This is a genomic window from Pseudomonas sp. UBA7530 (assembly GCF_002479365.1).
Classification (GTDB): domain Bacteria; phylum Pseudomonadota; class Gammaproteobacteria; order Pseudomonadales; family Pseudomonadaceae; genus Aquipseudomonas.
The window spans coordinates 1-24,745 of record NZ_DLMS01000013.1 but is presented as its reverse complement, the minus strand read 5'-3'; the positions used below and the strand labels follow the sequence as shown (position 1 = coordinate 24,745).

Annotated in this window: 27 protein-coding genes and 3 pseudogenes; 20 read left to right on the top strand and 10 right to left on the bottom strand. The window is 56.6% G+C overall.

The window, feature by feature from the left end; translation table 11 throughout:
- Nucleotides 1-62: 62 nt before the first annotated feature.
- Nucleotides 63-404 (bottom strand): YggL family protein, encoded by a 342-nt coding sequence (locus tag B2U07_RS20630; protein ID WP_197857872.1) that lies wholly within the window; start codon nucleotides 402-404, stop codon nucleotides 63-65.
- A gap of 246 nt (nucleotides 405-650) precedes the next feature.
- On the opposite strand from B2U07_RS20630, the gene dacB reads away from it, so the two are divergent.
- Nucleotides 651-2,087, top strand: a complete 1,437-nt coding sequence (gene dacB / locus B2U07_RS20625; RefSeq protein ID WP_275547309.1) for a D-alanyl-D-alanine carboxypeptidase/D-alanyl-D-alanine endopeptidase — start codon at nucleotides 651-653, stop codon at nucleotides 2,085-2,087.
- A 71-nt stretch (nucleotides 2,088-2,158) separates the two neighbouring features.
- Here dacB and rlmKL read toward each other — a convergent pair whose 3' ends face one another.
- Complete coding sequence (gene rlmKL / locus B2U07_RS20620; protein ID WP_275547310.1) at nucleotides 2,159-4,405, bottom strand: bifunctional 23S rRNA (guanine(2069)-N(7))-methyltransferase RlmK/23S rRNA (guanine(2445)-N(2))-methyltransferase RlmL; 2,247 nt, start codon at nucleotides 4,403-4,405, stop codon at nucleotides 2,159-2,161.
- 417 nt (nucleotides 4,406-4,822) lie between these two features.
- Between rlmKL and rmf the strand changes: the two genes are divergently transcribed.
- Nucleotides 4,823-5,038 (top strand): ribosome modulation factor, encoded by a 216-nt coding sequence (gene rmf / locus B2U07_RS20615; protein WP_003244273.1) that lies wholly within the window; start codon nucleotides 4,823-4,825, stop codon nucleotides 5,036-5,038.
- Between the two features lie 81 nt (nucleotides 5,039-5,119).
- Here rmf and B2U07_RS20610 read toward each other — a convergent pair whose 3' ends face one another.
- Complete coding sequence (locus B2U07_RS20610; RefSeq protein WP_275547311.1) at nucleotides 5,120-6,142, bottom strand: quinone-dependent dihydroorotate dehydrogenase; 1,023 nt, start codon at nucleotides 6,140-6,142, stop codon at nucleotides 5,120-5,122.
- Nucleotides 6,143-6,229: 87 nt separating this feature from the next.
- The gene (locus tag B2U07_RS20605) at nucleotides 6,230-6,451 is read right to left on the bottom strand and encodes a DUF2835 domain-containing protein (protein ID WP_197857868.1); all 222 of its coding nucleotides are present in this window, start codon (nucleotides 6,449-6,451) and stop codon (nucleotides 6,230-6,232) included.
- A gap of 144 nt (nucleotides 6,452-6,595) precedes the next feature.
- Here B2U07_RS20605 and B2U07_RS20600 point away from each other — a divergent pair, with 144 nt between their 5' ends.
- Nucleotides 6,596-7,486: a DUF6685 family protein gene (locus tag B2U07_RS20600; RefSeq protein WP_275547313.1), complete on the top strand. Its 891-nt coding sequence runs from the start codon at nucleotides 6,596-6,598 to the stop codon at nucleotides 7,484-7,486.
- Between the two features lie 4 nt (nucleotides 7,487-7,490).
- Here B2U07_RS20600 and recX read toward each other — a convergent pair whose 3' ends face one another.
- Together recX and B2U07_RS20590 are read right to left on the bottom strand one after the other, a co-directional pair.
- Nucleotides 7,491-7,952, bottom strand: a complete 462-nt coding sequence (recX, locus tag B2U07_RS20595; RefSeq protein ID WP_275547314.1) for a recombination regulator RecX — start codon at nucleotides 7,950-7,952, stop codon at nucleotides 7,491-7,493.
- 11 nt (nucleotides 7,953-7,963) lie between these two features.
- Nucleotides 7,964-8,515 (bottom strand): annotated as a pseudogene (locus B2U07_RS20590) (DNA recombination/repair protein RecA); the annotation flags it as partial.
- Nucleotides 8,516-8,781: 266 nt separating this feature from the next.
- Here B2U07_RS20590 and B2U07_RS20585 point away from each other — a divergent pair.
- The 7 genes and pseudogenes from B2U07_RS20585 to B2U07_RS23195 all read left to right on the top strand — a co-directional run bounded on the left by B2U07_RS20585 (nucleotide 8,782) and on the right by B2U07_RS23195 (nucleotide 15,345).
- A complete protein-coding gene (locus B2U07_RS20585) occupies nucleotides 8,782-10,410 on the top strand; it encodes a hypothetical protein (RefSeq protein ID WP_196477048.1) in 1,629 nt (542 codons plus the stop codon).
- Complete coding sequence (locus B2U07_RS20580) at nucleotides 10,403-12,265, top strand: hypothetical protein (RefSeq protein ID WP_296277681.1); 1,863 nt, start codon at nucleotides 10,403-10,405, stop codon at nucleotides 12,263-12,265. Before B2U07_RS20585 ends, B2U07_RS20580 begins: the two co-directional genes overlap by 8 nt.
- 1 nt (nucleotide 12,266) lies before the next feature.
- The gene (locus B2U07_RS20575; protein WP_153896436.1) at nucleotides 12,267-12,806 is read left to right on the top strand and encodes a hypothetical protein; all 540 of its coding nucleotides are present in this window, start codon (nucleotides 12,267-12,269) and stop codon (nucleotides 12,804-12,806) included.
- Nucleotides 12,803-14,089, top strand: a complete 1,287-nt coding sequence (locus B2U07_RS20570; protein WP_196477051.1) for a tyrosine-type recombinase/integrase — start codon at nucleotides 12,803-12,805, stop codon at nucleotides 14,087-14,089. Before B2U07_RS20575 ends, B2U07_RS20570 begins: the two co-directional genes overlap by 4 nt.
- Before the next feature lie 232 nt (nucleotides 14,090-14,321).
- Nucleotides 14,322-14,843: pseudogene (locus B2U07_RS23205) on the top strand (type I restriction endonuclease); the annotation flags it as partial.
- 4 nt (nucleotides 14,844-14,847) lie between these two features.
- Nucleotides 14,848-15,192, top strand: a complete 345-nt coding sequence (locus tag B2U07_RS23200; RefSeq protein ID WP_228757740.1) for a hypothetical protein — start codon at nucleotides 14,848-14,850, stop codon at nucleotides 15,190-15,192.
- Nucleotides 15,193-15,204: 12 nt separating this feature from the next.
- Nucleotides 15,205-15,345, top strand: a complete 141-nt coding sequence (locus B2U07_RS23195) for a hypothetical protein (RefSeq protein WP_228757739.1) — start codon at nucleotides 15,205-15,207, stop codon at nucleotides 15,343-15,345.
- A gap of 17 nt (nucleotides 15,346-15,362) precedes the next feature.
- Here the strand turns inward: B2U07_RS23195 and B2U07_RS20550 are convergent, their stop codons facing one another.
- Nucleotides 15,363-15,584: a helix-turn-helix domain-containing protein gene (locus B2U07_RS20550; protein WP_057386994.1), complete on the bottom strand. Its 222-nt coding sequence runs from the start codon at nucleotides 15,582-15,584 to the stop codon at nucleotides 15,363-15,365.
- Nucleotides 15,585-15,685: 101 nt separating this feature from the next.
- Between B2U07_RS20550 and B2U07_RS20545 the strand changes: the two genes are divergently transcribed.
- The 6 genes and pseudogenes from B2U07_RS20545 to B2U07_RS20520 all read left to right on the top strand — a co-directional run.
- A complete protein-coding gene (locus B2U07_RS20545) occupies nucleotides 15,686-16,276 on the top strand; it encodes a hypothetical protein (RefSeq protein WP_087920917.1) in 591 nt (196 codons plus the stop codon).
- Nucleotides 16,273-17,673 (top strand): DEAD/DEAH box helicase, encoded by a 1,401-nt coding sequence (locus B2U07_RS20540; protein ID WP_087920916.1) that lies wholly within the window; start codon nucleotides 16,273-16,275, stop codon nucleotides 17,671-17,673. Before B2U07_RS20545 ends, B2U07_RS20540 begins: the two co-directional genes overlap by 4 nt.
- A gap of 90 nt (nucleotides 17,674-17,763) precedes the next feature.
- The gene (locus B2U07_RS20535) at nucleotides 17,764-18,066 is read left to right on the top strand and encodes a hypothetical protein (RefSeq protein WP_064495864.1); all 303 of its coding nucleotides are present in this window, start codon (nucleotides 17,764-17,766) and stop codon (nucleotides 18,064-18,066) included.
- Between the two features lie 120 nt (nucleotides 18,067-18,186).
- Nucleotides 18,187-18,450, top strand: coding sequence for a BPSL0761 family protein (locus tag B2U07_RS20530; protein ID WP_082919345.1), 264 nt, complete (start codon nucleotides 18,187-18,189; stop codon nucleotides 18,448-18,450).
- 14 nt (nucleotides 18,451-18,464) lie between these two features.
- A complete protein-coding gene (locus B2U07_RS20525; protein WP_087920915.1) occupies nucleotides 18,465-19,076 on the top strand; it encodes a DUF6088 family protein in 612 nt (203 codons plus the stop codon).
- Between the two features lie 409 nt (nucleotides 19,077-19,485).
- Nucleotides 19,486-19,995 (top strand): annotated as a pseudogene (locus B2U07_RS20520) (IS3 family transposase); the annotation flags it as partial.
- A gap of 106 nt (nucleotides 19,996-20,101) precedes the next feature.
- Here B2U07_RS20520 and B2U07_RS20515 read toward each other — a convergent pair.
- Genes B2U07_RS20515 through B2U07_RS20505 form a run of 3 tightly spaced genes read right to left on the bottom strand, consistent with a single transcriptional unit; the run spans nucleotide 20,102 to nucleotide 21,921 of the window.
- Nucleotides 20,102-20,764, bottom strand: coding sequence for a hypothetical protein (locus B2U07_RS20515; protein ID WP_017675694.1), 663 nt, complete (start codon nucleotides 20,762-20,764; stop codon nucleotides 20,102-20,104).
- A 12-nt stretch (nucleotides 20,765-20,776) separates the two neighbouring features.
- Complete coding sequence (locus B2U07_RS20510) at nucleotides 20,777-21,514, bottom strand: HupE/UreJ family protein (RefSeq protein WP_026088460.1); 738 nt, start codon at nucleotides 21,512-21,514, stop codon at nucleotides 20,777-20,779.
- Nucleotides 21,515-21,561: 47 nt separating this feature from the next.
- Nucleotides 21,562-21,921 carry a hypothetical protein gene (locus B2U07_RS20505; protein WP_296277668.1) on the bottom strand — a complete coding sequence of 120 codons (360 nt, stop codon included), beginning with the start codon at nucleotides 21,919-21,921 and terminating at the stop codon, nucleotides 21,562-21,564.
- Between the two features lie 118 nt (nucleotides 21,922-22,039).
- On the opposite strand from B2U07_RS20505, the gene mreA reads away from it, so the two are divergent.
- From mreA to B2U07_RS20485, 4 genes are read left to right on the top strand one after another with little or no spacing between them, the layout of a single operon-like run.
- On the top strand, nucleotides 22,040-22,327 hold the full coding sequence (mreA, locus tag B2U07_RS20500) for a metal-sensing transcriptional repressor MreA (RefSeq protein WP_017675697.1): 288 nt from the start codon (nucleotides 22,040-22,042) through the stop codon (nucleotides 22,325-22,327).
- Nucleotides 22,328-22,336: 9 nt separating this feature from the next.
- Nucleotides 22,337-23,461, top strand: coding sequence for a nickel/cobalt efflux transporter (locus B2U07_RS20495; protein WP_017675698.1), 1,125 nt, complete (start codon nucleotides 22,337-22,339; stop codon nucleotides 23,459-23,461).
- A 3-nt stretch (nucleotides 23,462-23,464) separates the two neighbouring features.
- Nucleotides 23,465-23,905: a YqaA family protein gene (locus B2U07_RS20490; RefSeq protein WP_017675699.1), complete on the top strand. Its 441-nt coding sequence runs from the start codon at nucleotides 23,465-23,467 to the stop codon at nucleotides 23,903-23,905.
- On the top strand, nucleotides 23,893-24,618 hold the full coding sequence (locus B2U07_RS20485) for a TraX family protein (RefSeq protein WP_112211765.1): 726 nt from the start codon (nucleotides 23,893-23,895) through the stop codon (nucleotides 24,616-24,618). The genes B2U07_RS20490 and B2U07_RS20485 overlap by 13 nt, the downstream gene beginning before the upstream one ends.
- Nucleotides 24,619-24,745 lie beyond the last annotated feature (127 nt).

The following is a 24,745-nucleotide window of genomic DNA, read 5'->3' as shown; positions in this document are numbered from 1 at the left end:
ATAAAGCGGAACGCCGCCCGTCCGCTCCTACAAGACCATGACCTGGATTGGCCGAACGCCGATCAAGCCTGGTTGATCGGGTTCTCCGGATACCAGACGTCCAACAGCGGACTGATTTCGTAGTTCTCCAGCTCGTCGCGGCCCTTGAGCCAGGCCTCGACGGCAGCGCGCTGCTCCTCGTTGACCGAGCCACGCTTGGCCAGGCAGACCAGACCGTAGTCTTCGCCACCGACGTAGTCCAGACCATTGCCGGCGATGGCCTGATCGAGGAACTGATCGACGAAGTCGTCGAGAGTCTGGTCGCTCAGGTCGGCCTTGAAGTTCAGGGTCAGCTCGAAGCCCAGCTCCTGGAATTCATCGACACAGAGCTTCTTGCGCAGACGGCGGGAACGGTTGGTCGCCATGAAACAATCCTCAAAGGTGATAACGCGCGGCACTCTAGCATTTTCGCCGGCCAAGCGCCCGTCTTGTGTTGCCTGGCACACCCGGGCACAGGTTGAACACCAGCTGTTTGCCGCGACGGTTTTAAACGGCTGGGGCCAACTACAGATCGGCTCTTGCGGCATAATGCCGGCAACTTTTCCCCGAGCCGGACGGTCGTTTGTCTGTCTCCCTCGTTGCTCCCGCCTGATTGCGGAAGGTTCCTGTCGATGATTCAGCGGTTTCGCCAACTGGCGCTGAGCGCCGTAATTCTCCCCCTCGCCCTCTCCTGCCATGCCGCCAGCGCCGCACTGCCTGCCAAGGTGGAACAGGCGCTGAAGGCCAACAAGATTTCCAACAACTCGCTGTCGGTGATGACCGTGCCGCTCGGCGGACAGACCGGCGGCCTGCAATTCAACGCCGATGTCTCGGTCAACCCGGCATCGACCATGAAGCTGGTGACCACCTATGCGGCACTTGAACTGCTGGGCCCAAATCATCAGTGGAAGACCGAGTTCTATGCTGACGGCCCACTGAAGGAGGGCGTACTGCATGGCAACCTCTACCTCAAAGGTGGCGGCGACCCAAAACTGAACATGGAAAAACTCTGGCTGCTGCTGCGTGACCTGCGCATCAACGGCGTGCGCCAGGTCCAGGGCGATCTGGTGCTGGATCGCGGTTTCTTCGTCGCACCGCAGTTGCCCGCCTTCAACGACGACGGTGGCGACGCCAACAAACCCTTCCTGGTCAAACCCGACTCGCTGCTGGTCAACCTCAAGGCGCAACGTTTCATCACCCGTGCCGAAGACGGCAAGGTGAGCATCGCCATGGACCCGCCCATCGCCTCGGTGCGTATCGACAATCAGGTCCGCCTGCTCAAGGCAGCCAAGTGCCCATCCTGGCCGGACATTCGTTACAACGCAGTGGAAGAGTTCGACGGCACCACCCTGATCGTCAGCGGCCAGCTCGCCGAAGGCTGCAGCGCGCAGACCTACCTGTCGCTGCTCGATCACCCCAGCTACGCAGCGGGTGCGGTACGCGGCATCTGGCAGGAGCTGGGCGGCAAGATTCTCGGCAAGGACCGCCAGGGCTCCGTTCCGGAAGACGCCCGCATGCTGGTTCGCGCCTTCTCGCCCGATGTGGTGGAGATCGTCCGCGACATCAACAAGTACAGTAACAACACCATGGCCCGGCAGCTGTTTCTCAGCATCGGGGCGCAGTTCCGCACCGAAGCCGACCAGGATGACTCCATGGCCGCGCAGCGGGTGATTCGCAGCTGGCTGGCACGCAAGGGCATCACCGCACCGCATCTAGTGATGGAGAATGGCTCCGGCCTGTCGCGCGCCGAGCGCATCAGCGCACGGGAGATGGCTCTGATTCTCCAGGCTGCCTGGCGCAGCCCGTACGCCGCCGAGTTCCGCAGCTCGATGCCGCTGGTGGCGATGGACGGCACCATGCGCAGGCGTCTGCAACGCACACCGCTGGTGGGCGAGGCGCATATCAAGACCGGTACGCTGAACAACGTGCGCGCCATCGCCGGCTACAGTCGCGACAGCAATGGCCAGGACTGGGCCGTGGTCGCCATCCTCAATGACCCGAAACCCTGGGGCGCCACCTCGATTCTCGATCAGGTGTTGCTGGAAACCTACAAACAGCCCAAGCGCTGACGCTTTTGTAGCCCGGATGCAATCCGGGGCTCTTTTGAACCTGAGCCCCGGATTGCATCCGGGCTACGCAGTCAGCGTGCGGTGAAACGCCAGGCGCGGTGGATCTTCGGGTTACGGGCGAAGTCCGGATCCAGGGTCTGCGCGCTGATCTCCTCGACCTGATAACGCGCCACCAGACTCTCGTCGAGCTGGAACTTGCGGAAGTTATTGGAGAAGTACAGCACGCCGCCACGGGCCAGACGCGCCATGGCCAGGTCGAGTAACTCGACGTGGTCGCGCTGCACATCGAACACGCCTTCCATGCGCTTGGAGTTGGAGAAAGTCGGCGGGTCGATGAAGATCAGATCGTACTCGCCGCGATCCTCGCCCAACCAGGCCATCACATCGCCCTGCTCCAGGCGGTGCTTGTCGGAAAAACCGTTGAGCGACAGATTACGCCGCGCCCAGTCCAGGTAGGTTTTCGACAGATCGACGCTGGTCGTGCTGCGCGCCCCGCCCTTGGCCGCATGTACGGTGGCCGTGGCGGTGTAGCAGAACAGATTGAGGAAACGCTTGCCGGCCGCCTCGCGCTGAATGCGCAGGCGCAACGGACGGTGATCGAGGAACAGCCCGGTGTCCAGATAGTCGGTGAGGTTGACCAGCAGCTTGACGCCGCCTTCGCTCACCTCCATGAACTGTCCCTGGGCAGCCTGGCGCTGATACTGCTTGGTGCCGGCCTGGCGCTCGCGACGTTTGATTGCCACCCGGTTCTGCGCCACACCCAGCGCCTGCGGGATCGCCGCCAGGGCATCGAGCAGGCGCGCCTGCGCCTTGTCCGGATCGACCGAGCGCGGCGCAGCGTATTCCTGCACATGCACCCAGTCAGCATAGAGGTCGACCGCCAGGGCATATTCCGGCATGTCGGCATCGTACAGCCGGTAGCATTCGACGCCTTCGCGGCGCGCCCACTTGCCCAGTTGCTTGAGGTTCTTCTGCAGGCGGTTGGCGAACATCTGCCCGCCCTCGCTCAGGCGTGCCTGCTCGACCGGCGCAGGTGCCGGCTTGATCGGATTGCCGTTGCGATTGAGTTTGGGCGCCTCGGCCTGCAACTCATTCTGCTCACGTTCACGCTCGCGTTGCTCCGCTGTGCGCCGCTCACCGGTGACGAACTGTTCGGTCTGCACCTTGATCAAAAGCAGCTTGCAGGCCAATGCACCGTTCCAGAAGGCATACTGCTTGTGGCTGCGCAGGCCCATGCGCTTGCCCAGTTCCGGCGCCCCGGTGAATACCGCCGCCTCCCAGCCCAGGCAGGCCTGACGCAGGCGCTCGCCGAGGTTCTGATAGAGGTACAGCAGGCTGGCTTCATCGCCCAGACGCTCACCATAGGGCGGGTTGCTGATCACCAGGCCTTTCTGATTCTGGTCCGGACGAGGCTCGAAACTGCCCAGTTCGCCCTGATAGATCTTCACCCAGTCGGAGAGGCCTGCGCGCTCGACGTTGTTGCGCCCAGGCTGGATCAGGCGCGGGTCTGCTTCATAACCGCGAATCCACAGTGGCGGCTTGGCCAAGCCCGCCGCCGCGCGCTGCTCGGCCTCGGCATGCAATTTCTTCCAGATGGCCGGCACGTGGCCGAGCCAGTTGGAGAAGCCCCAGCGTTCGCGTTTGAGGTTGGGCGCGATGTCGGCGGCCATCAATGCGGCCTCCACCAAGAAGGTGCCCACGCCGCACATCGGGTCGGCCAGTGCGCCACCTTCGGCTGCAATGCGCGGCCAGCCGGCGCGGATCAGCACCGCAGCGGCCAGGTTCTCCTTCAGCGGCGCGGCACCCTGCTGCAGGCGATAACCGCGCTGGTGCAGGCTATGCCCGGACAGATCCAGAGAAAGCACCGCCTCACCACGATCCAGGCGCAGATGTACGCGCAAATCAGGGTTGAGCTTGTCGACGCTGGGACGCTCGCCCCCGGCCGTGCGCAGCCGGTCGACGATCGCATCCTTGACCTTGAGTGCACCGAAGTGGGTGTTGTCGATGCCCGAGCCATTGCCGCTGAACTCCACTGCCAGGCTGCCGGCGGGCTCAAGATGGTCGCGCCAGTCCACTGCCTTGACGCCTTCGTACAACTCGTCGGCGTTGTTCATGGCAAAGCGCGACAGCACCAGCAACACACGGTTGGCCAGTCGCGACCAGAGGCACAAGCGGTAGGCGACTTCGATCTCGGCATGACCGCGGACTGCAGCGGTCTGCTCGCGAGCCTCCTCCAGCCCGAGCGCTTTGGCTTCTTCCAACAACAGGCCTTCGAGCCCCTTGGGGCAAGTCAGCACGATTTCGTAACGATCAGACATGGATGTTCCGCTGCCTATGGCAATCAGGGAGGTGCTTCGGCGCACCTCGACTCAAAATAAGTGACAAAAGGTCACAGTGCGACCCTTCGTCGGAATAAGTAAGCACTCTCATTTGCACTAGCAAATTGAGGGCATCGGTGCGCACAGCCAGCTATGGCGCCGCCTGGCCGAGCGACGCCTGACCTATCTCAAGCGTCCTTATGGCCACACCCTCACTTAGGTTACGCCCTTATGACAAATCGATCATTCACAGCCCCCGGTGCATTCGTTAGAACACTACCTAAGGCTTTCGCTGCAATGGCGAAGGCGCAGAAAGTTCGCCACGCCGGCAGCGGACTTTCGTAGGCAGAAAAATTTCTGCCTGGCCTTGCCACAAGGCCAACGGGACATAACAGTCAACAGTGAGGGCAACACCCTATGAGAAGACTTAAGCGTGATCCGTTAGAAAGAGCTTTTTTGCGCGGCTATCAATACGGCATCAATGGTAAATCCCGCGAACTCTGCCCCTTTACCCTACCTTCGGTTCGTCAGGCCTGGCTCAATGGCTGGCGTGAGGGCCGTGGCGACAACTGGGATGGGCTGACCGGCACAGCCGGTATTCATCGACTCAACGAACTTCACGCTGTCGGCTAATACAGGATCACTCCCGACTTCACCATGCCGACCCCCTCCGGGCGGCGGGCGCAAGCCCAAGGGCTCCTTCGGGAGCCCTATTTATTTACGCAGCGCAGCAATCGCATCCACGGCCTCGCGGATCAGCGCCGGCCCCTTGTAGATGAATCCCGAATAGATCTGTACCAGGCTCGCCCCCGCAGCGATCTTCTCCGCTGCGTGCCTGCCCTCGGTGATACCGCCTACCGCGATGATCGGTAAACGGCCGGACAACTCGCCAGCCAGCACCTTGACGATGTGCGTGCTCTTGTCACGCACCGGCGCGCCCGACAGGCCGCCGGCCTCGTCGCCATGAGCCAGCCCTTCGACGCCTTCACGGCTGAGCGTGGTGTTGGTGGCGATCACCGCATCCATGTCGGCGCCCAGCAGGGCCGATGCCACCAGCGCGGTTTCTTCGTCGCTCATGTCCGGGGCAATCTTGATCGCCAGTGGTACGCGCTTGCCGTGCTCCTGTGCCAGATCCTCCTGGCGACGACGCAGCGCCTCGAGCAGCTCCTTGAGCGAGTCACCGAACTGCAGGCTGCGCAGCCCCGGAGTATTCGGCGAGCTGACGTTGACGGTGACATAGCTGGCGTGGGCGTAGACCTTGTCCAGACAGGCCAGGTAATCGTCCACCGCGCGTTCGACCGGGGTGTCGAAATTCTTGCCGATGTTGATACCCAGCACCCCCTTGAACTTGGCTGCCCGGACCCGAGCGAGCAGATGATCGACGCCGTGGTTGTTGAACCCCATGCGATTGATCACCGCCTCGGCCTCCGGCAGACGGAACAGCCGCGGTTTGGGGTTACCCGGCTGCGGACGCGGCGTCACGGTGCCGATCTCGACGAAGCCGAAGCCGAGCTGAGCGAAGCCATCAATGGCATCGCCGTTCTTGTCCAACCCCGCCGCCAGACCGACCGGATTGGCGAACTGCAAGCCCATCACGTTCACCGGCAGACTGGCCGGCGCCTTGGTCAGCAGGCCATTGAGCCCCAGCCGGCCACCGGCACCGATCAGATCGATGGACAGCTCGTGAGAGGTTTCCGGGGACAGTTTGAACAACAGCTCGCGGGCCAGGGAGTACATGGGCAGGCTCAGCTCGACAGGTAGAGGGTTGGCAGGCCGGCGATTATAGCTGCGCAGGCATCGCCTGCGCGAGGCAAGCGCGCCAGATCAGTCCAAAGGGCGTAAGCTCAGCAACTCACCGGTATCGTTGAACTCCAGCACGAAGGAACCATGAATGCCGGTATGAGTCAGATACGGCCGCAGATGGTGGGCCGGCAAACTGACCCGGCGCCCGTCACGGCTTTGCGCCATAATGCGGTTGGCATGGCCACGGTAGATGGCCTGCAATCGTTCGGCCGATAACGCAATATCCAGCACCAAGCTGGGCATGGAGGCACCCTCGCAAATGAATGCGGCTATTTTGCCACAGACCTGCACAGCAGCTGGCGCTCTTACGCCGCGCTACGCTTTATGGGCAACAGTCGTCCGCGTCTGCCACACTGCAGTAGACGCTTCAGGAGCGATCTGCCGGCCATGAGCCTGTCCGAATCTTCAACCCTCAGCAGCCGCCTGGCCGCTCTTGCTCAACGCATGGGCTTGCTCGGCCGTGGCTCACGGCAGATTTTTGCCAGAGCTAGTGCCCTGCGCTTGCCGTTCAAACCGCTACCCGCGATGGTCGAAAGCATCTGCTGGCACCAGGGCCCGCAATTGCAGCTTCTGCTCAATCTGCCGCGCGGTGCGCTCTCCGGCCCGGTACAGGAAGACAAGGCCCAGGCCCACGCAGCCCTGACTCAGGTGGTGGAGGCGCAAACTCAGCACCTGCCAGCCTATGACCTGCGCATGATCGATGGTTTCGCCTGCGCCACTCCCGCACCAGGCTATGCATGCTTCGAAGACTATGCTGCGAGCGAACACTGCAAGCAGGTGCGCATCATCAGCTACAAGGATTTCGTCAGAACCATCAGCCTGGCGTTGCCGCGCTTCCTCGCTGGAGAGCCGATCGAACTGCGCCAGGCCAACTGGCGAGGCTCACGCACCTTCTGGTCAGGTGAAACGCAAGGCGAGTCGTTCGCCGGAGCGATCGCCTACGCACGCCGACGCGGGCTGGACGTGCAACTGCCAGCCAATCTGGTGCGTTATCGATTGAACGAAACAGGCCTGAATGACCTGCAGAGTCGTTATCACGTACTGGCCATGCCCGAGGCCGCCTGGAGCGATCCAAGCTTCATGGGGCTGCTACTGGACAATGCCATCCCCTACGCGCGACTGTCGTTGCTGAAGAAAGTCGGCACACCGGAATTCCTCATGCTGCCCAAGGAGCACCAGGACGCCACTGCTTTGGGCGAAGGTTTGCGCCTGGCCGGCGCTCCCGACGTACCGGAGCATCTACACAAGCTGAGCGTTCAACCTGAAGACGCGGAGTGACGAACTACTCATCACAACCGCGCAGCAAACGCCCGATCATATCCAGCGAATAACCACGGTAAGCTAGAAATCGGCCCTGCTGGGCACGTTCGCGAGCATCGCCGGGAAGCCGACCGGAGAACTTGCGCTGCCAGGTTGCACGCAGTTGCTCGAACCAGTCGATGCCACTTTCGCGCAGCGCCTGATCGATATCGCTGCGCGCCAGCCCACGCTGGCCGAGCTCTTCGCGGATACGCTGCGGACCATAACCGGCACGCGCCCGATAGGCGACGAAGCTCTCCAGATAGCGGGCTTCCGACAGCAGCCCTTCTTCCGACAAGCGCTGCAGGGCAGTCTCGATCATCTCTTCGGGAGCGCCGCGCTTGCGCAACTTGCGCGTCAGCTCGACGCGGCCATGCTCACGTCGCGCCAGCAGATCCATGGCCGCTCGCCTGACGGCGAGCGGGTTATCCAGTACGACGGTCATGCGTTGAGGGCTTAGAAGTCGACTTCTGCGTCAGCCAGATCGTCGGCGGAGGCTTTCGCCGGAGCGCTGCTGACCAGCAACTTCTGGCGAATCTGACCTTCGATCTCGCGGGCCACGGCCTGATTTTCTTCCAGGTACTTGGCGGCATTGGCCTTGCCCTGACCGATCTTGTTGCCCTGATAGCTGTACCAGGCGCCCGATTTCTCGACCAGGCCCTGCTGCACGCCCAGATCGATGATCTCGCCGTTACGGTAGATGCCCTTGCCATACAGGATCTGGAACTCGGCCTGACGGAACGGCGGTGCGACCTTGTTCTTGACGATCTTCACGCGGGTTTCGCTGCCCACTACTTCTTCGCCTTCCTTCACCGCACCCGTGCGGCGGATGTCCAGACGGACCGAGGAGTAGAACTTCAGCGCGTTACCACCGGTGGTGGTTTCCGGGCTGCCGAACATCACGCCGATCTTCATACGGATCTGGTTGATGAAGATCACCAGGCAGTTGGCGTTCTTGATGTTGCCGGTGATCTTGCGCAGCGCCTGGCTCATCAGTCGGGCCTGCAAGGGAAGCAGTACGGGCAGGGGTTCACATAGGCTGGTGCCTGAGAAACCAACGCGCTGCAAAGCCATACTGTTCATACCTTTCACCCTTACGGAAGCACTATCCCTGTCTACACTGTCTATCTGAACCAATTTCAGGTAGGAAAGCGATGAGCAGGATGCGGGAAAATTTTGTCGATAGTATCAGGACCTGCTGCCCTGAGGACATCCTAACCTGGGTAGAGAAGCATCCTCCCAAGCGCAGGGCCCCCCTCATCCGCGTTTTTTTCATGATCGCTCACGAGCTTAATCCAGAGTGGTATCGGAAGCCTGTGGCAATCACCAATGCCTGCCGTCAATTTCTCTCTCATCGACGCAGTGCAATATCCAAAATTACAGGCAAGCCAGTCAAAGAAGTCACCGTCATCTCTGACTACACCGTCGTTCGTTATTACTTGAACAGGCTTCAAAAAGCCAAAAAGCTGCCTAGCAATGCGCTGATCCTACCAGTCCCGAATTCGACAGACGTATTCTCAGAAAAAGAATGCAACATTCTTGGCTATCTGACCTTGGAACATGCCGTTCAAGCGACTTCAATGGAAGACGCTCTAAACGAGATTGCTCAACAAATCAAAAAACATAGGGCTGTCATTCTCTCCAAATGCAAACGCATTGTGGCAGAGGGTTATGCCAGGTTTTTGAAAGCTCCAGACATGATTCACAGAAGCGATGTGGCTGCCATCCGACTCACGAAGGATAACCTAGATCCTAACCTGAGAGGATTTGGCTCTGGCCAGCATATAAGTTTTTTCTCTCCATCACACCCAAATGGCTTCGGTAACTCTGTTGCTTACTTAGCCACAGAACAAGACGGTCTATTTACACGCAAATCTTTCCCTGGCGCGCACCACATTTATTCCTGGTCTACCACGAAAGTAAAATCCTACCTGGGAATTACCGAAGAATTTGCTGTGGCGGCCATGTGCATCATTATTGACGAACTCGGAATAAATGTTTTCGACTTAGCAAATGCCCAAGTCAAGAAAACAAAAGATGGTCAATTTGTCACCATCCGAGAGGATGGCGGCATCACTATCACCACCCTTAAACCTAGGGCTAACAAATTAATTGAGCGCCACGCACCAAAAGCTACGGACGAGATTAAAATCGATGCAGAAAGTATAGACGCCCATACTGCGCTATGGATGCTATTGCAAATGAGAGCCCAGCACTCCAAAGCCTTGAACTCCAACTATCTTTTCGTCATGGATGGTTCTAGCCCCACTCGCCAAGGGGATGAACACCTCTACCGTATCTTAGACACGAAACGTAAAAACACTTTCAAAGCAATCATTGATTCGCTGCCCTCATGGGTAGCTGAAGCTGAACCAACCATGCCTAAAATTAGGGTTTCACGGGGACTGCTGAAATGGATTGAGAGTGGTGGAGACACCTTGGAAACGACCATTTACCTAGGAAATTCCCTGTTAACAGCCCTGAGAAACTACATCCCACCTTCAATTCAAGAATTTGTTTACCGAAAGAGAATACGTGACCATCAAAAAATTCAATTACTAATAGCGGAAGATATCTCAGCCCCCTCCCCCCGCATTAAGAATAATAATTACGAGTGTGCCAAGATGCAGTTGATCGAGGCTGTGAAATTTTTAAGAACCAACAGCCGCCACACGACAACCCACAACCCAGGTCAAGTATTCTGTTTCCTTTGCTCACCAGAAGCAATTGAGTTGATAGTCTCTTACGCGACATATGGGACAGAACAAGAGCTCATCTCGACTTGCAAGAAAATCATCACAAAAATCCAAGACGAAGGCAGTCGAAAGATGATCAAGCTACTGGCGGACGCTACTCCGAAACCAATGAACTTTGAGCTTCTTGAGGTACACGCAAATGAATAATGAAAAGATCAAGAATAGCTCTCCATCTACAGCAACTTCCCAAGCGATCCTTCCTAGTTGGATCCACCCCAACTCCTCAAATATGAAGTGGTATCTTCCTCGCACCGGCACCAAGGTTACAGCTTCGGAAGATCCGAACAGCAGTCGCTATGTAAAGCTTAGCTTTGACTACCAGCTATTTGATGGGTCATCCACATCAGATCTGATATGGAATTTATTTGTCAGAGATTTACAATCATCAGCGATAGCCCTCATCGAAAGCTCAAAGTCAAAACGACCGCGCGCATTAGTCGACTTTGTTAGAACGGCCTTTGAAATTGCCGACCATGTGTATGAAGCCAAACACCGCTTAAATCAGCCCCCTAAAATCGTCACCCTAGCCGATATCACCCTGGAAGACATAAAGACCTTCCTAGAAGCTCACGACCTCACGTTCATGGGCATAAATGTCCTCAATCTCGACACGCAGTTAGGGCCTACTCCAAGAGGCCGCGAAAACATTGCATCCTACATTTCAGGAATGCACATACCACCCATAACACAAAAGATTTTAATCCAAAAACTTAAAAACAACAGGTCTGACATCTGTCGGGAATTCACCTGTACGCATTCAGCAAATGAAGAGAATGAAGAGGACACACTCAGTATCTCCACAATCCAAAACAAATGCACTAACTTAACCTACCTACACTCCACTAAAGAATATCAATTTCACCCCTTTAAGGTTGGAGTGCACGACATCTCGGATGTACTTAACAGTATGACCGGCAGATTTGTCGAGAAAAACCAAACCCCACTGATGCCTACAAATATTGCATTCCACCACATCAGCAATGCGATTGTTTTTCATCGCAATTATGCGCCACATATCCGAGCCTATATAAAGCAACTGGACAACTATTACAACAGAGAAATTATAGAGAAATATGCCGCAAGCACAATCAGATCAAATGTGCACATTTTCAAGAAGCAAACCTTTGAGGCTGTACCAATCCCCAAGACACTACAACACCTAAACATTAAAACATATGGTAAATGCGGCAGCAACAGAGGTGGCATTTATTGCAACTCGATTATGCGCGATCACATCTCCACTGACGAACTAATTGATTTTTACGCTATCACAACACGCATCCTTATTCATACTTTTTCAGCTTGCCGAGTATTGAGTACCGCCTTGCTCGACGCTGACTGCCTTACAGTTTCGAAACTGGATGGCCTGTGGGATCTGAAGCTTAAAATCCCGAAAGCCAGTAACAGCCATGAGCTTGAGATTATAAAGCGCCCAATACCTAAAGTCATTTGGGACTTCATTAACGAGTACATAGCGTTTATGGAGGATCGCCACCCAGGCATGACCTCCATCTGGCCCTCCGGCTCATTCAAAGGAAAAGATCGCAGTGAAATGACTCTACTAAAAAAACTGGATCAATACTCCGATTGGATTCAAGTACCTAAGATAGGCGAAACCAGATGGTATGCACGACCTCATCAGTTCAGGCGTTTCTTCGCCGCCTTTTTCTTCTACCTAAGCGGCGGTACAGAAATTGAACCATTGCGCTGGATGATGGGGCATATTGAACCTAGCGTGACGCTTTACTACGCCAACATCGCGAACCAGCCCGGCTGGGAGCGAGAAACCTTAGAATTCTTAATAGACTACTTGGAGGGGCATGTAGGCAAAAACGTATTAGTCGACGAAGATCTGCAGGAAAATTTTGCCGAGTGTGAGCTTGAAATCAAACTTGGCGACCACGCCTTATTATCTGAACACCTTCAGGAACTGGCAAACCATCGCGAAATAAGACTCCAAATAATCAACAACAAAAAAATCTTTGTGTACGCGAGTAAATAATATGAGCCGTTATTCAAAGGGTGAAACTTCAGCAGCCAAGCTTCAGGAGAAGCAAGCCAAAACACAAAGCCTGATCACCAAAATATTGCTGATTAGAAAAGCAATCGAAGACCGTCAAAGACTTCCTTCCCTGGACGCACTTAAGAGCAAAAGAGGCATACCTTTCAAGTCCGCCCTTAATTGGTCAGACGCCGACCTTGGAGTTATTTCGTGCTCTTATAATACATCGCGAGAACCCTACAACACTGAATACTCAGATCAACTAGCAGCCGCCTTAGAAACATACAACAACCTCACACCCGCCACACAAACCCTTCCACCTCAAAAGCGAATAACCCAGCGCTCACAGCAAGAAGAAATCTCCACTCTAAAAAATCAAGTCGACTACCTCACAAATACATTAGGTGAAGTCTACAGGGCGTATATGCAACTGGTTGCTAGAGTGGACGAACACACTCGCCAGGACCTCAGATATCAGCAAGTCTTGAAAAGCCACACCCTGGCACTTGATAGAGCTCATCTCACCTTGGTGAAACCATGATACATGTAGCAAAAGCTCCGCGTCTTGACTTCCTTTTTAATCACGGCCACACCACACCTCCGCCTCTTCCAATACTTTTTGACTCCCGTGGAAATTTTTGCTGGGAGCTCAATAGCTACCTTACGAGTATCGGCGGTGGTGCCAACAGCTATGGGGTCCGGCCAGCAATTAAAACAGTGTTCAGCCATGCTGATACTCTAAACGTCTTCCAGGAATACATAGAACGCAACAAGTTAACCATTCTTGATGTCACTGACGAAACCCTATACGACTTCGTCAAGCACAAAAAACATTCTAGAACGGCAAACTCGACCACGATCAAGAAAATTGTACGACGCATATTAGCTCTGTTAGAGCACACGCAAAAAGAAAATAAATTCCACAATCTACTTACCACTGACCCTAGCGCACATGACTTTCAAATTAATGCTACAGAGAATTTCTACAGACTTAACAGACGGACGCCACTGCGTTTTTTAACCCACCCCTGCATAGACGAGTTAAGGGATACTCCGACCGAGCCGACAAGCTTCATCCGCAATAATGAACTGAACGCATGGCATGAAGCAATTCATGACTACACACCCAACCAGTATCTAATTGATAGATGGTACGTCCTTGCCACACTACTTGAACACACAGGCAGCCGAATAGAAGAAACTATTAATATCCCAGCAAGCTCCATTATTAATGCCTATAAAAATAACGGCCCTGTAATAAACATCCCCGTTTTAAAAGGCAAATACAAGGGTTGCTTACGCCAGGTACTAATACCGAGGACCGAGCTTCAAGAAATCTACAAATTCGTTCTGCTCACTCGCTCCAACCATCCTCACAGCGAGCTTCATGACAGGATATTCGTTAGCGAAAATACTGGATATCCTCTGGCACGAAGCACCTTTAACTCCTATTACAACGTAGTCATCAAGGCTTCAAGACACGCAGAACTCCTCAAAGGTATCTCCTATCATAATTTCCGCCACCGGTACTTCACCATATTAGTCGCCAAGAACATCAGTACGCTTTCAAAAATATCGAAAGCCAATATTCTAGATGTAGCGATGGCCATCGCTCGCAAGGACTCATACCATGCATCCAAGAGCACACTCTCTACTTATATTCACCTCACACAAGATGCTGAAATACAAGACTTCCTAAAAGCAGAACCAAATGCGTCCACGACCCTCCAAACGATCCAAAGCATTGTCGATGCAACTGACGACAGGTCCTCTGATGAGAAGCTCGCGGCAATAACGGCATTGATAAAAGCCAAGTTTCCTTGAGATGCTATTCTTGCTATTCTCCTGATCAGTCCCCAGATACCTAGCGACCCTAGTTACACTCTTGCAAGTTAAGGCTCAGCTCGACCGCCTACTGCATGCCACAGCGCTATTCGGTCACCTGTGAAGCGGTGGCGTTTTGAGTAGCTGTTCGATAGGTTGTCGTATAGCCCAGCCGACAAGCCTTGTTTTCAATAGCACAGGCCAGCTAGGTCTTACCTACTCCAGTAGCACCAAGGCCAACCCCAACAACCCGGACGCCATGCTGGTGCAGAAACTGGTGCGCGAGCTGAAGCAGGACGGTACCCTGGATGTACTGCGCCATGGCTTCAAGCTGCCGAGGGTGAAGATCGAGGCGTGCAGTTTCAAGCCCGACCACAGTATGAACTCGCCCCCCTCAAGCGCTACCAGTGCAACCGCCTGCGCGTTGTGCAGGAGGTGTCTTACTCGCCGTATTACCGTGAGGGGGAGTTACAACCCGCGCCTCGATCTGGTGCTGTTCGTCAACGGCATCACCGCCGCCACACTGGCGCTGAAAAGCTAGTTCAAGCAAAGCGTAGAAAACGCCAAGCGCCAGTACCGCTACGACCGCCCGGTTAAAGACCCGCTGACGCGCAAGTCGGAGCCGCTACTGACCTTCAAACGTGGCGCGCTGGTGCACTTTGCCGTGAGCCAGGATGAAGTAGCAATGACCATCAAGCTGGCCGGCAAGGAGACCTTCTTCCTTCCGTTCAACCTCGGCAGCCTCGACGGCGGTGTGCGTGTATGCAAAACACCTGTACCCCCTGCTGCGCGTGGATCACCTCGATCAGGAAGACGTGGACGTGGGCGAACTGCAACTAACCCACTACCGCCTGACCAAGCGCGCCGAACATCAGCTGCGCATGCACGAAGAGGGCGGCGAATATGGCCTCAACCCGGCCAGCGCGCTGAGCAGCGGCAAGGCCCATGACCCGGAGAAGAAGCGGCTATCGGAAATCATCGAGGCGCTGAACGATATCTTCGGTACCGAAGTGAGCGATGAGGATCAGCTGCAGTTCTTCACCGGCATCGCCAATCGCATCAGCCGCCAGGAAGATGTCATGGCTCCGGTCAGCAACCACTAGGTCGAGCAAGTGATGCATGGCCTGTTCCCCAAGCGTGTGCTCGACACCGTGCTGGATAACGAGACCAAGAGCCGGGCGTTTGCGTTGGTGATTCTGAAGATGCTGACGGCAGCAGGCGGGCTGGGGCAAGGTAATAGCGGTGCGGCTGTCTGAACGTATACGTGCTCGGGTTAGATTTCAGACGGCTGTGGCAGAAGGCTTGAAGGGTCACAGGCGAGTTCGCCTGCGATACGGTAGAGCTTCTCAACGGTGATGTTGACCTCGCCACGCTCGATGCGACCTACATAACTGCGGTCGAGACTGCACGCCAGCGCCAATGCGTCCTGGGAAATCCGGCAGGTCTTCCTCTGCATTCGGATGCGTTCCCCTAACGCTTTCGCCAACTTATCCATGACCGTCTCAATTCAACTTGAGGCGGCACTATCGTGCGTTTGCGGACGCACGGGCCACGGATTATAATCCGCATTTTCGCGCTAACTCTTCTGGTGTCTCAATGAAATCGGCCTCGTTTATCTTCGACAGGCGTCTGTATGAGCTGCTTCAGGAGCCAGGGCGTACAACGTTTACGACCCGTGAACTGCGCGATGCTTATGCCGCTCGCTTGAGCGGCACACATTTCCGTATCGCCGATGTGCGCCGTTATGTGTATGAGCAGATTCGTCGACTAGTGCGCGCGGGCTGGGTTCTGCCGGACGAGGATCGTCGTGTTCGAGGGCAGGTCTACCACCTGCAGCCGATTCCGGTACATCTGCAACTGGAACTGATCGACAACAGTTTTGAGAACAGCCTTATGGCTGCCGGTGTGCCCGAACCAGACACGGCAGAACGCGACGTGGAAGCTTTGCCGCTTAAGTCGTCAGCCAATACGGATTTGCAGTTGGAGGCGCTCCACAAGGAAATCCGCTTGGACTTTCTCACTTCAATGGGCGAGGCAGAGCGATTCAAACTGCTTCTGGACGAGATGCCGCATTTGCGGGACAAGGTTGAAGGCGATTACCTGGAGGCCAGGGATCGCAGCTCTCGCCTCTTGGGGCATCTGCGCGCCATCGAAAAAACTCTCAAAACACTCGCTGCACCACGATGAGCAGCTCGCTACGGAACTGGCAGAACAGCTGCATCACCAGGGCGTTGGAGCACTTTACCGTCACGTCGCACTTCTTCTGCCAGGCAACGCCGGGAGCCGGAAAGACGCGCATGGCTGCAGAGCTGGCCAGCCGACTGCTTGAACAGGACAGAATCGATTTGGTGCTGTGCTTTGCGCCGTCCTGCCAGGTCGTGGAGGGTTTTCGTTCGACCTTTGCTGCTGTTCTAGGCAGGCGTCTCGACGGCCAGATAGGTGCCGTGGGCGCGGCTTATACCTATCAGGCTATGGAATACCGTGATGAGGGATTCTGGCAGCTTCTTGATGACTACCGGGTGTTCGTGGTCTTCGATGAGATCCACCATTGCGCCGGCCACGATCCGCTGCTCAGCAATGCCTGGGGGCAGCAGATACTGCATCGGATACAGGATCGGGCTGCCTTCACGTTGGCTCTGTCTGGCACGCCCTGGCGTTCGGACGACAAGGCCATCGCATTGGCTCGCTACTCTTCGCCCGAGGGGCATTTGATCTGTGATTACCGTTATGGCTTAAAAGATGCCATTGCCGACGACGTGTGCCGATCACCTCGCATTGTGTTGCTCGACAATCAGAAGGTGAAACTTACGGAAGAGCTTGGCGCGGATAGCTCCGTGAGGCTATTTCCCAGCATCGCCAAGCTTTTAGGGGAGTCACCTGTCACCTATGAGGAACTTCTGCGTCATGACGAGGTGATCAATCCAATCCTCGATCTTGGCTGCAGCAAGCTGAACGAGTTACGTCAGATCAAACCTGATGCCGCTGGTTTGGTGGTGGCCACAGACATCGAACACGCCCAGCAAGTGGCACTGGCTCTAGAAGCAATGGGTGAAGAGTGCCGCATCGTGACCAACAAAACCCCGGATGCGCAGCAGGTGATCAATGCATTCCGGTGCAGCGCCTGCCGCTGGATTGTGGCCGTCGGAATGATCAGCGAAGGCACCGACATTCCCCGCCTGCAAGTGTGCTGCTATCTCAGCCGTATCCGCACCGAACTGCATTACCGGCAAGTGCTGGGGCGAGTGCTGCGGCGCACAGGTGAGTCCGACGACCAGGCATGGCTATTCATGTTGGCGGAACCGACGCTTCAGGGCTTTGCGGAGCGAATTGCGGATGACTTGCCTGATGACCTGGCAGTTTTGAGCGATGTGCAGATGCCTGGTTTTACTCCAGGCTCCAGGTCTGAGCCGATGGGCACTTTGGGTCATGTCGCAGGTTTCGACGGTGCGGGGTTAGGTAGTGCAGAACCGGGTATTGGATCGCAGCCTACGAACATCATTTCGCTGGGTGGCTATGCAATTGAGCCCGCTTACCAGGTCAGCTTTTCCCAGCATTATCGGCAGCAGCTACTGGCTTGTTTTTGATGCTCAGCCAGTCGAGGCTGATCCAATGATGTTGGTGTTCATGAATCCATAACCGGCCGGCGTCGTGTGGAACGTAATCGTGAGGTGTGCATGGAGATTAAGTCGCAGGCATTGGTCGATGTCGTTGAGGGTGTGATCTGCGACGTGTGCCGCTCTGGCACGCGTATTCCCGGCTATGGTCCCCAATACGGCAAGCTTGAAGCCCAATGGGGATATGGCTCCCAGCATGATGGGGAGCACTACCGGGTGCATCTCTGTGAGCCCTGCTTTTTCAGGGTGCTGAGTGGGTTGCGTCGGGAGCGCATGGTCAATGGTATGTTCGGTGATGATCAGCCATTGGCTTCCGAAGATTTTGGTCTGGTCAGCAAAGACAACTACTGGGGAAAGAGCTGATTGTAGGATTGAAAATCCATCAGCCGCACCACGTCGAATCGCGGGCAAATGAGGGGTAAGCGCGCGACTTGCCCGTTCTGGTCTCGTAGGTTGGAATAACTGAATAAGGAGGTAGCCACTTTGACCCTTCCACATGAAAGAACCCGGAGTGTTGTCAAGACCGAAGCTTTTCTCCGCGACCTCTCTCGTAACACCGAACTACCTGATGACATTCGCAGCTATGCGAAAAGCCTGCTCAGGCACTACCCGTCCGCTGACCAAGTTTTCTCGCTGGGGCGCCTCGAAGAATGCCTGGTAAACGGCCCTCAAGATGATGAATATCGGCGAAGGGTAATTGCGTTCCATCAGCCGCTTTTCAGTTCGTCGCTAGACTTCACGCTATAGGCGGGAACGCCACGATGCTCAGCACTGATAAAGCCCAGTCGGTATCTGTCCAGGTTGCGCAACGGGTCAAGCGCCTACCTAAAGGGCAGCCGTTCAGCATCAGCCGTTTCACAGGGTTTGGAACGAAAAACGCCGTATCCAAAGCAATAGCTCGACTGGTCAACCGCGGCGAGCTCGAACGGGTGTATCGCGGGATTTATATGCGCCCGAAACCCGGACGTTACATTGCCAGGGCTCGCCCCAATCCGTGGACATTGCTTAGCCTGATTACCAGGCAGAAGCGTTTGTCTCTGCAGATCCATGGGGCCAATGCAGTCAGGAAATTTGGCCTCAGTACCCAGATGCCGCTCATTCCGATCTATTACACCAGTGGGGCCAGCCGATCAGTATTTATAGGGAAAGCTGAGATCCGGCTGGTACATGCGGCACCAATGGTCATGCAGCATGCCGGGACCGAGGTAGGGGTGGCTATCAGTGCACTGTTTTATCTCGGTAAAGGCGGCTCAACTCCGGAATGCATTACAGCGATCAAGAAAAGGCTCAGACCGGAAGACCTAGCCACATTGATGACCTGCAAACTACCGAAATGGATGAGCACGGTGTTGAAGGTTGAAGGTGTGAAATAGCGGAATCGCTGCCTTACGATCAGTTGCCCGCGCATGGGGGCATTGTCGTCAACGATCCCGGCGATCTCCCTACCGACCAGTCCCCTTGGAGGGTCAAGTGGCACGAGCCCGGTGCACGGCGAACGCCTGGGCACCGGGCTATCGCCATCACACGTAATGCTTGTTCCCTTTGCGCTCAAGCGGACGGCCTTTAAATACGTGCGGGCCGTCCATCGTCAACTCGACCTTGTCCCCTTTGCGGGTTAGCCAAGGCGTGGCTTCCGATCCAGTTTTGGAGGTAACGCCACTGGGACTGATGCGAATTTCGTCGCCATCGATCTCGATCGTCCCCAAGACGTAGGTGTAAACCAGGCTACTGAAAAATCCTCCTTTGCATTCGAAGGCACACTCTACGACCTCGTCCCCGTACCCCGAGCGGCGCTCTCGACGAGCACGACGTGACGATGTGTTGAGCACGCATATCCAGCGGGTCTGGGACGAAAACTTCCACGTCTACGGTGCGCGCAAGGTCTGGCGCCAACTCAGGCGTGAAGGCGTGGTAGCGGCGCGCTGTACGGTGGAGCGACTGATGCGTCGGCTGGGGCTCAAAGGCGTCGTACGCGGCAAACCGGTCAAGACCACCGTCAGCGACAAGGCGACTCCGTGCCCGCTGGACAAGGTCAATCGCCAGTTCCGCGCCGAGCGGCCAAACGCGCTCTGGGTATCGGACTTCACCTACGTCAGTACCTGGCAGGGCTTCGTCTATGTGGCCTTCGTCATCGACGTGTTCGCCCGACGGATCGTTGGCTGGCGGGTCTCCAGTTCGGCCCGTACCGACTTCGTTCTCGATGCGCTGGAGCAGGCCTTGTATGCCCGCCGCCCGGTCGATCAAGGTGGCCTCATCCATCACAGCGACCGCGGCGTGCAGTATGTTTCTATTGGTTGATGCGTCGACGGGGTAAACGAAAGAGTTACTAACCACAGGAGCTATAGCTCTGAATGTTCAGGTGAGCCCCTCCGCCATATGACGAAGGGGCTTATCTGTCTTAAATCACGCGTTTAACGCTCAGGTAATCGCCCTTGGTCTTCAGCGTGATGGTCACGTCGCGGTTGCTGCGGTTGCGCCAGAACCAGCCGTGTGTACCGTCGAAGATGGCGGTGAATTCACCCTTGTCGCCCTTGATCTGCTTACCCTTGCTATAGCTGTGGTAGTAGCCCTTTGGGCCGTTGTAGGGTTCGCCATGGGTGTCGTGGTTGACCGGAACACCATTGGTCGTCCACTCGTAGCTGACCGTGGCCTTGTCCAGCATCTCCAGTTTGATTTCACTGGCCTCGCCCGGCTTCAGCGTGACGGTCACTTCATCTGACTTCAGGGCTGGCTCAGGCTCAGCTACGGGTTCGGCCACAGGTGCTGCTGCAACAGGCTCTTGCACTACCGGCTGAACAGGCGCGGGAGCTTGAGCGACTGGAGCCGCAGCTGGCTGAACCGCTGCATCCGCTGCCGCTTCTTCGGCCAGGGTTATCTTCATTTCGCCCATCTGGGTCAGGCCGAGTACGCGACCAACGCCCGTTGGGTCGATGGCGTACTCCGAAGGCATCACCACGGTGACCAGTAAGGCTGCGGCAACACCCACGGCGATCACAGTGGAGCGCAGCAGTTGGTGGCTGGTAGGCAATTCGCTTTGGGTCGGAAGCTGGGTATTGAACATGCTGAGAATTCCTTACTGAGAGACGATCAGGCCGGTGAGCTGGTAACCCATCAAGAGGAAACCGGCGCTCATCATGGCGACGTTGGCGGTGTAGGCATGACGCCAGAAGCTGGCGGTGCGCCGCCAGTAGCCCATGACAATCAGGATGGCGCTCAAGGCCAGGAGCTGGCCGATTTCGACGCCGACGTTGAAGGCAATCAGGTTGGCGATCAGGCCATCTGCCGAGATCTCGTATTCCTGAATCTTGGTGGCCAGACCAAAGCCGTGCAGTAAGCCAAAAATCAGCGTAGCTGCCTTGGTATTGGGCTGATAACCGAACCAGCGCTGGAATGCCCCGAGATTATCGAGCGCCTTGTACACCACCGAGAAGCCGATGATGGCGTCGATCACGTAAGAGCTGATGCTGATTTCAGTCAGCACACCCAGCAGCAGGGTGACCGAATGACCCACGGCGAACAGGGTGACGTAGAGCCCCACGTCCTTCAGGCGGTAGAGAAAGAAGATCACCCCGAAGAGGAACAGCAGGTGGTCGTACCCGGTCATCATGTGCTTAGCGCCCATGTAGATGAACGGCAGTAACATCACCCCGGAGCTTTCCTGGATAAAGCCCTTGTCGCCCTCGGCAACAGCGTGGGCCAGTGCGTCAGGCATGCCGAGAAACAGCAATGCCGTGAACAACAGCAACAGTAGTAGCGAACGATTCGGACGCACAGCAGCTGCGTCCATTGCGCCCATAGATAGCGAATGCATAGTTGAGTCCTAAATTGCAGTGGTCTTGGGCCGCACAGCGGCCTGTGTCAGATCACGAATGTGGCGCGCGGTGGCCGCTCGATCAGGAAGATCGGGCTTGGAGGAATGGAGTAATGAGGGGCTGGTATCGGCTGCGCACGTTCTGGCAGCGTGCTGGTGCTCAGCCGTGCGGTCAGGTGTGGTGTTTCATGCAGATGGTCGGCGGTCAGCGGCGAGTGGCAGTGATCCCCGTACGCCGCACAGGCCAGCGTCTCGTCACCATGCGCATGCGAATGAGCACCGTCATTGCCACCCAAGGCAGGCTGGCTCGACCCCATAAACAGCGCAGAGGTATGCCCGGCCCAGGCCATCAAGATGGCGAGAGCAAGCGCAAAAATCACCTTGGTGCTGATGGGATTGCTGAGCATGTTGTGGTTCTTTCGATGCCTAAGCGGGTGGCTTTTCTGGAGGGTTGGTCGGTTTGACCATATCCCCCCCTGGGGGATAGCATGCGAGCGTAATTCATCGACGCACGAGACTCAAGGCATGAGCGATCACGAACACGGCCACCAGCACCAAAGTCATGGCGACATCATCAAAAGGTTGAAAAGAGCGGAGGGCCACCTGCGCAGCATCGTCACCATGATCGAAGAAAGCCGGGCCTGCGTCGACATCGCCCAGCAGCTGCATGCCGTGGAAAAAGCCGTCTGCCAGGCCAAGCGTGTGCTTATCCAAGACCATATCGACCACTGCCTGGAACATACGGTCGAAGCACTTGCGATAGGCGAGCGCGCATCACTCGAAGACTTCAAGCAAATCACCAAGTACCTCTAGGCCCCTCCCATGTCGAGTTTCGCCGAACTGCTGCAACAGGGGGCCTCGCAGGCCTGGCTGTACTTCCCTAGTGCCATATTACTGGGTGCCTTGCATGGCCTTGAGCCTGGGCATTCGAAAACCATGATGGCGGCGTTTATCGTGGCCATTCGTGGCACGGTGAAGCAGGCCATTCTGCTAGGCCTTGCCGCAACGCTTTCGCACACCGCTGTAGTCTGGCTGGTGGCCATGGGCGGCATGTACCTAGGGCAGAATTTGGATGCCGAAACTACCGAGCCGTATTTCCAGCTCGCGTCCGCCGCCATCATTATCACTATCGCCCTGTGGATGCTCTGGCGCACCTGGCGTGGCGAGCAGATGTGGCGCTTCGAGGAAGGTGATGAGCATCAACACGAGCACCACCACGATGAAACGCAGCGCATCGACACCGGACATGGGCGTATCGAGCTATCGATCTTCGAGGAAAGTACTCCACCGCGCTGGCGGCTGAAGACCTTGAGTGGCCATGTCTGGCCGGCTGCCGAAGTGAGCCTGCTGACGACTCGCCCCGATGGACTGGCCCAGCAGTTTTGCTTCGTTGACCGCGGTGATTACCTAGAGTCAGTCGACGTGATTCCCGAGCCCCACGAATTCACCGCGCGCCTGAGTCTGGGCCATGCCGGACATTCCCACGACTATGACCTGGAGTTCCGCGAGCACGACCACGGTCATGAGCACTCCGAGCTGGAAGAGCTGGAGCTGTCGCTGGACGGCTATCAGGATGCCCACGAGCGGGCGCATGCCAACGACATCCGCAAGCGCTTCAGCAACCGCAATGTCACCACCGGCCAGATCGTCCTGTTCGGCCTAACAGGCGGGCTGATTCCCTGCCCGGCCGCGATCACCGTGCTGTTGCTCTGCCTACAAGTGAAAGAAGTCGCCCTGGGTGCCGTCCTGGTGCTGTGTTTCAGCATTGGTCTGGCCATCACCCTGGTCACCGTTGGTGCCGCCGCCGCTATTGGCGCTCGGCAAGCCTCCAATCGCTGGCCCTGGCTCGGTGCTGTCGCGCGTCGCGCCCCTTACCTGTCCAGCCTGCTGATCATTGGGGTGGGGATTTACGTTGGCTTCCACGGCTGGATCGGCCTGAACGCCTAGCCGATGTGGGAGTTATCCGGTTATTTCGGCCTGTTCTTCGCCGCCTTCGGTGCCGCCACGCTGCTGCCCATGCAGTCGGAGGCGGTGCTGGTCGGGTTGCTGCTGACCGACCGCTACGCGGCCTGGGCACTGCTGGCAGTGGCCACCACGGGCAATGTGCTGGGTTCGGCACTGAACTGGCTGCTGGGCCGTTCCATCGAGCATTACCGGCACAAGCGCTGGTTTCCCGTCAGCGAAGGCAAACTGAAAAAGGCCCAGCAGGCTTATCACCGCTTCGGTCGCTGGTCACTGCTGCTTAGCTGGGTGCCGATCATTGGTGATCCGCTTACCGTGGTAGCCGGTGTTATGCGCGAACCATTCTGGAGCTTTCTGTTGATCGTGCTGCTGGCTAAGACCACTCGCTATCTGGCACTAGCTGCCATGACGCTTGGGTGGTTTGGGTGAGCCTGCAGAAGCGCGACACCAACCTAGATCTGATCAAGTGGCTGGCGATGCTGACCATGCTGCTGGATCACCTGCGCTACATCTGGCCTGACAACGGATGGTTGTTCATCGTTGGGCGCTTAGCCTTTCCAATGTTCTGCCTGGGGATCGCCGCCAATGTCGCGCGCTCGCAAACAGGTGAGCTGTATTCCGATAACAACGTTCGCTACATGGGCTGGATGACTGCGTTTGCAGTGATCTCGGAGTTGCCCTATCGCCTGCTTTCTAACGACAGCAGCACGCTCAACGTTATGCCTTCGCTGCTGTTGGGCCTGCTTATCACCTGGGGAGCACATCACCGTGGTCGCGACGGTTTGATCCTGGCTTTGGCCGGCGTGACTGTCGCGGTGTTGATGCAAGAGAGCCTGATGTACGGCGTTTTCGGCGCACTGCTGCCGGCAGCGTTGCTGCTGGCCATTCAGCGCCCTGGGCTTGTGTGGCTATTGCCTGCCTCACTTTGCGTACTGGCCAACAGTCGCAACCGCTGGCTCGCCGAGTGGGAGTTGCAGCCCTATACGTTGCTGATCCTGGCCACAGCGTTCGCTGCGCCCTTAATTGGGCTATGGCTACTGCGCCGAACGCGCCATTTCAGGATCTGGCCGGTCAAGCGCTGGGGCTACTGGTTCTACCCTAGTCATCTAGTAGCACTGCACCTGATCCGCACGCTCAGCTAGCGTGGGTTCAGTTCAGAGCGTTTTCACACAGTCTGCTAGGGCGCCAAGGGCTGTCTGCAAACCAAAGGAGCACTACGAGGGGACAGCAGGACCAAGGAGCGAGCGGGGCAATCAACCCGCTCGCTTG